We start from the raw sequence: 2,738 nt of genomic DNA, 5'->3' as shown, positions 1-2,738 counted from the left end.
TGCCGTCCGCGAGTTCGGCGGGCAGCAGCCGGCCGACATGCTGTGACTTGAGCCACAATGTCTGCTCGCGCTCGCCCGCGGCCGAACGATCGAGCCGGGCCGCTTCGACGGCCTCGAGCAGGCGTTCGTCCGGAGGATCCCCCAGCGCGAGCAGGGGCTCATAGACGCGGAGATAAGCCGCGAACGGACGGGGCACACGAGCATCGTGGCACGCCGACCTGCGACTATCGCCACCGACCGGCCGGTAACCGGCGTTCGGGGAACACTGTCGCCACCGGCACACCGTGCCACGTCGCATCCAACCCCCCGGACACGGTACGGTGTCAGCAGGAAAGAATTGTCGAGACGATGCGGGGCCGCCGATTCCCCCGGCCGCCCCGCCCCTGTGCGAGGGGGTCGAGCCATGGGGCGCGGCCGGGCTAAGGCCAAGCAGACGAAGGTGGCGCGCGAGCTCAAGTACAGCTCGCACGAAACCGACTTCGATGCTTTGCAGCGCGAGCTGTCCAGTAGTTCCTCGGAAGACAGGCACGAGGACGACAAGCGGTACGACGAAGACCCGTACGACGGGTACGACGAATACCGCCGCTGAGCAACGCGTGACACGCGAGGGTGGATCCGGGCTTGCCCCGGTGACCACCCTCGCGTGTCGCGTGCTGCCCAAAATATGAGGAGGTGCCATGTCTGACGTAGCGCGAGTAGGTGTCGTCGGGGCCGGGCTCATGGGCTCTGGCATCGCCGAGGTGCACGCACGGGCCGGGCTGGACGTGATCGTCACCGAGGTGAACCAGCCGGCGCTGGACTCCGGGCGGGCGCGGATCGAGAAGTCGCTGCAACGCGGCGTCAAGAACGGGAAGCTCTCGCAGGAAGACGCCGACGCCGCGCTCGGACGACTCCGCTTCACCACCGAGATCGGCGAGTTCGCCGACCGCGACCTCGTCATCGAGGCCATCCTGGAGCAGGAGCAGGCCAAGGTCGAGGTGTTCCGGTCGCTGGACAAGATCGTCGAGCGTGAGGACGCCGTGTTCGCGTCCAACACCTCCTCGATCCCGATCATGAAGCTCGGCATGGCCACCGGCCGCCCGCAGCAGGTGATCGGCATCCACTTCTTCAACCCGGTCCCGGTGCTGCCGCTCGTCGAGCTGGTGCCCTCGCTGCTGACCAGCGACGACACCGCCCGCCGTGCCGAGGAGCACGCGACGACGGCGTTGAGCAAGACGGTGATCCGGTCGCAGGACCGCGCCGGGTTCATCGTGAACTCGCTGCTCGTGCCGTACCTGCTTTCCGCGATCCGGATGATCGAGTCGGGCTTCGCGTCCGCGGAGGACATCGACCGCGGCATGGAGCTCGGCACCGCGCATCCGATGGGTCCGCTGCGGCTGTCGGACCTGATCGGCCTGGACACCATCAAGGCGATCGCGGACTCGATGTACGCCGAGTTCAAGGAGCCGCTGTACTCCTCGCCGCCGCTGCTGCTGCGCATGGTCGACGCCGGCCTGCTCGGCAAGAAGACCGGCCGCGGCTTCTACAGCTACTCCTGACCCGAGCGGAGCGCCGCGACCGATTTGCGAAGGCCGCAGCGCTCCAAAGCGTCGAGAACCTCGGAAACGCTGGTAGGCGGAGCGCGGCGTGAGTCCACGATTCGCCGTACCGCCTCCACGACCACTCGCTCGCAGAGCTCGATCCGATCGAGGACGAAGTCGTCCGAGGTCTGCGCCTCGACGTTCCAGGGACCGAGAGCCCGGCCGGGAAAATCCCGCAGGTTCTCGGTCACGATGACACGCGCCTGCGCCTTGATGGCCGCCGCGAGTACATGGCGGTCGTCCGGGTCGGGCAGGTCGAGCGTGGCGATGAGCGGTTCATAGCCGACGACGAGACGATCCCGGACCGAGGCGTTCATCAGGTGCCGCGTCCTGTCCAGCTTGCCGGGGTCGAGATCGGGCCGGTTCTTCCGGACGTTCCGGAAGACTTCGTCGAGGATCTCGTCCGTCTACTTGGCCTGGACGAAACCGCTCTGCGCGATCCGGAGCAGGAGATCGCGCAGAACGTTGGGATACAGCACGTTGGCGTCGAACAGGACCACGAAGGCCACTTGCTAGGTCAGCCCCATCTCCTGATTCAAGGCGGAAAGCTCGTCCGCGGCCTCGCGGCGCCGATGGTCGTCTTCACGCAAGTAGTCGTGAAGGGAGCTGGCTTTCACCCGTCGGTGCTTACCGACCGTGCGGTACTCGATCCGCCCCGCTTCGAGCAGCCCGATGAGGAACGGCCGGGAGACGTTGAGCAGGTCGGCCGCCTGCTGTGTGGTCAGCTCGGCATGGGACGGGACGATGGCCACACTCTCGCCCGCCGCCACCAGGGCGAGCACGCGAGCCATCAGGTCGACGACCCCGCGGGGGACGACCACGGACTCCTCATGTTCGTCCACGACGACGCGCACGGTGTCCCTTTCATGCCGCCGGGCCAGGTAAGCCTTGACGTGCGGGAGTGCCTCGAGTGCCACGTCGATGTCGTGGCGCCCTGGGACGATCTGGTCAATGGTCAGCGCAGTCATCACTGCTCCTGTGTTCAACGTGGTCCCAGTATCGGCTCTCAACCGAATTATTCGCAACAAACGCAATAAACGCAACTCGATGGTGCGTTCAGCTTGCGTGACGGCACACCTAGACTCGGGGGCGTGGGACAGGGACAGCTGCGCGCGGGTCTGGTCGGTGCCGGTCCGTGGGCGAAGACGGTGCACGCGC

The 2,738-nt window shown here is 66.7% G+C and carries 4 protein-coding genes and 1 pseudogene; 2 read left to right on the top strand and 3 right to left on the bottom strand.

The features are described from left to right. A pseudogene (locus AVR91_RS01120) lies at nt 1–196 on the bottom strand (hypothetical protein); the annotation flags it as partial. Nucleotides 197–403: 207 nt separating this feature from the next. Between AVR91_RS01120 and AVR91_RS01115 the strand changes: the two are divergent. Together AVR91_RS01115 and AVR91_RS01110 are read left to right on the top strand one after the other, a co-directional pair. Further along, entirely contained in the window at nt 404–589 is a 186-nt protein-coding gene (locus AVR91_RS01115) for a DUF3073 domain-containing protein (RefSeq protein WP_016338022.1), read from the top strand. 88 nt (nt 590–677) lie between these two features. After that, nucleotides 678–1,538 carry a 3-hydroxybutyryl-CoA dehydrogenase gene (locus AVR91_RS01110; RefSeq protein ID WP_016338023.1) on the top strand — a complete coding sequence of 287 codons (861 nt, stop codon included), beginning with the start codon at nt 678–680 and terminating at the stop codon, nt 1,536–1,538. Here AVR91_RS01110 and AVR91_RS01105 read toward each other — a convergent pair. Then, nucleotides 1,529–1,978, bottom strand: coding sequence for a PIN domain-containing protein (locus AVR91_RS01105; protein ID WP_228709099.1), 450 nt, complete (start codon nt 1,976–1,978; stop codon nt 1,529–1,531). The genes AVR91_RS01110 and AVR91_RS01105 overlap by 10 nt on opposite strands. A 114-nt stretch (nt 1,979–2,092) precedes the next feature. Next, nucleotides 2,093–2,371, bottom strand: coding sequence for a helix-turn-helix domain-containing protein (locus AVR91_RS43605; RefSeq protein ID WP_228709098.1), 279 nt, complete (start codon nt 2,369–2,371; stop codon nt 2,093–2,095). Nucleotides 2,372–2,738: the final 367 nt, after the last annotated feature.

This window comes from Amycolatopsis keratiniphila subsp. keratiniphila, from assembly GCF_001620365.2.
Lineage (GTDB): Bacteria > Actinomycetota > Actinomycetes > Mycobacteriales > Pseudonocardiaceae > Amycolatopsis > Amycolatopsis keratiniphila.
Note: the sequence above shows the minus strand (reverse complement) of the source record. Positions and strands in the feature narration are given on the sequence as shown.

Coding starts and splice junctions, on each gene's coding strand:
- AVR91_RS01115 (WP_016338022.1), top strand. CDS start 404: ATGGGGCGCGGCCGGGCTAAGGCCAAGCAGACGAAGGTGGCGCGCGAG.
- AVR91_RS43605 (WP_228709098.1), bottom strand. CDS start 2,371: ATGGCTCGCGTGCTCGCCCTGGTGGCGGCGGGCGAGAGTGTGGCCATC.
- AVR91_RS01110 (WP_016338023.1), top strand. CDS start 678: ATGTCTGACGTAGCGCGAGTAGGTGTCGTCGGGGCCGGGCTCATGGGC.